4 protein-coding genes are annotated in these 3487 nt (G+C 68.2%); all 4 read left to right on the top strand.

The window, feature by feature from the left end:
- Positions 1-1353 (top strand): ATP-dependent zinc metalloprotease FtsH (ftsH, locus tag ABZD10_RS14415; RefSeq protein ID WP_372887536.1); only part of this gene is annotated, 1353 nt, incomplete at its 5' end.
- Positions 1354-1406: 53 nt separating this feature from the next.
- Positions 1407-2135 carry a methyltransferase domain-containing protein gene (locus tag ABZD10_RS14410; protein WP_372887535.1) on the top strand — a complete coding sequence of 243 codons (729 nt, stop codon included), beginning with the start codon at positions 1407-1409 and terminating at the stop codon, positions 2133-2135.
- Between the two features lie 37 nt (positions 2136-2172).
- Complete coding sequence (locus ABZD10_RS14405) at positions 2173-2772, top strand: MOSC domain-containing protein (RefSeq protein WP_372887533.1); 600 nt, start codon at positions 2173-2175, stop codon at positions 2770-2772.
- Between the two features lie 169 nt (positions 2773-2941).
- Positions 2942-3487: formate--tetrahydrofolate ligase (locus tag ABZD10_RS14400; protein WP_372887531.1), on the top strand; the 546-nt coding region annotated here is incomplete at its 3' end.

Raw genomic sequence — 3487 nt, 5'->3', positions numbered from 1 at the left:
CTGCTGGTGGGCCCTCCGGGCACTGGTAAGACCTTGCTGGCACGGGCCATCGCCGGCGAGGCGGGCGTGCCCTTCTTCACCATCTCGGGGTCCGACTTCGTGGAAATGTTCGTCGGTGTCGGCGCCTCCCGCGTGCGCGACATGTTCGAACAGGCCAAGAAGAACGCCCCCTGTATCGTCTTCATCGACGAGATCGACGCCGTCGGGCGCCACCGTGGCGCCGGCTATGGCGGCGGCAATGACGAGCGCGAGCAGACGCTCAACCAGCTGCTGGTCGAGATGGACGGTTTCGAGGCCAACGAGGGCGTCATCATCCTCGCCGCCACCAACCGCAAGGACGTGCTCGACCCGGCACTGCTGCGCCCGGGCCGTTTCGACCGTCAGGTCACGGTCTCCAACCCCGACATCAAGGGCCGCGAGAAGATCCTCGGCGTCCATGCCCGCAAGACCCCGCTGGGCCCCGATGTCGACCTGCGCATCATCGCCCGCGGCACCCCCGGTTTCTCGGGCGCCGATCTGGCCAACCTGGTGAACGAGGCGGCGCTGATGGCGGCCCGAGTGGGCCGGCGTTTCGTGACCATGGAAGATTTCGAAAGCGCCAAGGACAAGGTGATGATGGGCGCCGAGCGCCGCTCGATGGTGCTGACCAAAGAGCAGAAGGAACATACCGCCTATCACGAATCCGGCCATGCGGTGGTAGGGCTGGCGCTGGAGAAATGCGACCCGGTCTACAAGGCGACGATCATCCCGCGCGGCGGCGCTTTGGGCATGGTGGTCAGCCTGCCCGAGATCGACCGCCTGAACTGGCATCGCGACCAGTGCGAACAGAACCTCGCCATGACCATGGCCGGCAAGGCCGCCGAGGTGATGCGCTGGGGCGAGGACGCGGTCTCCAACGGCCCGGCCGGCGACATCCAGCAGGCCTCGTCTCTGGCCCGCGCCATGGTGATGCGCTGGGGCATGTCCGACAAGGTCGGCAACATCGACTACCAGCAGGCCCACGAAGGCTACATGGGCAACGGCGCCGGCGGTTTCTCGATCTCGGCCCACACCAAGGAGCTGATCGAGGAAGAGGTGAAGCGCCTGATCGACGAGGGCTTCCAGCGCGCCAAGGCGATCCTGGCTGAGCGCAAGGAGGACTGGGAGCGGCTGGCCGAGGGGCTGCTGGAATACGAGACCCTGACCGGCGACGAGATCAAGCGGGTGATGAGGGGCGAGCCGCCGCATGGCGATGACGGCGACGACGACACTTCGGACGAGGGCAACGCCCCCAGCGTCACCGCGATCCCGAAAACCAAGCCGCGCAACAAGCCCTCGGGCGAGGGCGGGCTGGAGCCGGAACCCTCTGCGTGACGCCAGAGCGCACAGAAGACTGGAACCCCGGGGCCTATGAAAGGTTCCGGGGTTTGCGTTTGCAGCCGGCGCTGGACCTGCTGAGCCGGGTCGGGGCGCTGCCGCCGGGGCCGGTGGTCGACCTCGGCTGCGGCTCGGGGGTCATGGGCGCGGCCCTGCGCAGCCGCTTTGCCGACCGCGAGATCCTCGGCATCGACAAGTCCCCGGCCATGCTGGCCAAGGCCGACGAGGCCGGCGGCTATGACCGTCTGCAAGAGGCCGACATCGCCGGCTGGGCTCCTGACGCCGCCCCGGCGCTGATCTTCTCCAACGCCGCGCTGCAATGGCTGGGCGATCACCCCCGCCTGCTGCCGCGTCTTGCCGCAACGCTGGCGCCGCGGGGGCTGCTGGCGGTGCAGATGCCGCATCAGAACAGCGCCCCCTCGCATGCCGGCTGGGGGGCGGCATGGGCCGGGCTCGACGGCGCCGCGCCGCCGCCAGAGGCGGGCCCGGCGGTGCTGGCGCCCGGTGACTATTTCGACCTGCTGGCGCCGCTTGGCGAGGTGACGCTCTGGGAAACCGACTACCTCCAGCATCTCGCGCCCGCAGAGCAGGGCCACCCGGTGCGCCTGTTCACCCAGAGCACCTTTGCCCGCCCCTATCTGGCGGCGCTGGACGGGGCCGGGCAACAGCGGTTGATCGCGGCCTATGAACGCGCTATGGCGCGGGCCTATCCGCTGCGCGCGGACGGCAGCTGCCTGTTCCCGTTCCGCCGCCTGTTCCTGACCCTGCGCCCCCGGTGACCCAGCGCCCGGCGCGACAAGAAAACGGACCGGTGCCATGCCCGCCCTTCTTCCCACCGACTTCTATGCTGAAATCCTCTGGCTCGGCCGGGTGATCGACAGCGCCGCCGACCTGCGTGCCCAGCCGCTCGACCTGCTGCCGCTCGATTTCGAAGGCGATGCGCTGGCCGGTCACGGCGGGCACACCCGTGCCTCCTGCAGCCGGGTTCTGGCCCAGCACCCGCGCGGCACCCGAATCGCCAACACTCGGCAGCTGTCGCTGGTGTCGGCGGAAGAGCTCGAGGCCATCGCCGACCGGCTCGGCATCGCGGAATTCGACCCGGCCTGGGTCGGCGCCTCGATCGTGCTGCGCGGCATCCCCGATTTCACCCATCTGCCGCCCTCGTCGCGTCTTCAGGCGCCCGACGGCACGACGCTGGTGATCGACATGGAGAACCGCCCCTGCGTGCTGCCGGGCCGGGTCATCGAACGGCAGAGCCCCGGCCACGGCAAGGCCTTCAAGGAGGCGGCGGCGGGCCGGCGCGGCGTCACCGCATGGGTCGAACGTCCCGGAGCCTTGAAAACCGGAGATATTCTGCGGCTGCACATTCCCGACCAGCCGGTCTGGAGCCAGCTCGACGCGGCGCGCGGTCTCTGATCCGGGATTCCCGGGCCCGTCGCGACCATTCGTTTCCAAAAAGAAACCCGGCCCGGGATTCTCGACGCAACAAGCGCGGGAAATGTCGGAAATGCGTCCCGACTCGTGTGCCGATGACGGTATGCCTATGGACACCGAATTACCGCAATGCTGCCAAACAGGGTGTGCCATGAGCTACAAGACCGATATCGAAATTGCCCGCGAGGCGAAGAAACGCCCGATTCAGGAGATCGGCGCCAAACTGGGAATCGACAGCGATTCGCTGCTGCCCTACGGCCACGACAAGGCCAAGGTGGGACAGGCGTTCATCAACTCGGTGCAGGGCAACGAGGACGGCAAGCTGATCCTCGTCACCGCGATCAACCCGACCCCGGCCGGCGAGGGCAAGACCACCACCACCGTCGGTCTCGGCGACGGTCTCAACCGCATCGGCAAGAAGGCGGCGGTCTGCATCCGCGAGGCCTCGCTGGGGCCGAACTTCGGCATGAAGGGCGGCGCCGCGGGCGGCGGCTATGCTCAGGTGGTGCCGATGGAGGACATGAACCTCCACTTCACCGGCGATTTCCACGCCATCACCTCGGCGCATTCGCTGCTGTCGGCGATGATCGACAACCACATCTACTGGGGCAACGAGGCCGAGATCGACATCCGCCGCGTGCAGTGGCGCCGCGTCGTCGACATGAACGACCGCGCCCTGCGCCAGATCAACGTCTCG

The organism is Shimia sp., from assembly GCF_041624275.1.
Taxonomy (GTDB): domain Bacteria; phylum Pseudomonadota; class Alphaproteobacteria; order Rhodobacterales; family Rhodobacteraceae; genus Shimia.
The sequence above is the reverse complement of the archived record's forward strand: the minus strand, read 5'-3'. Positions and strand labels throughout refer to the sequence as shown.

Bases quoted from the DNA above. Each gene is read 5' to 3' on its own strand.
- ABZD10_RS14405 (WP_372887533.1), top strand. From the start codon at position 2,173: ATGCCCGCCCTTCTTCCCACCGACTTCTATGCTGAAATCCTCTGGCTC.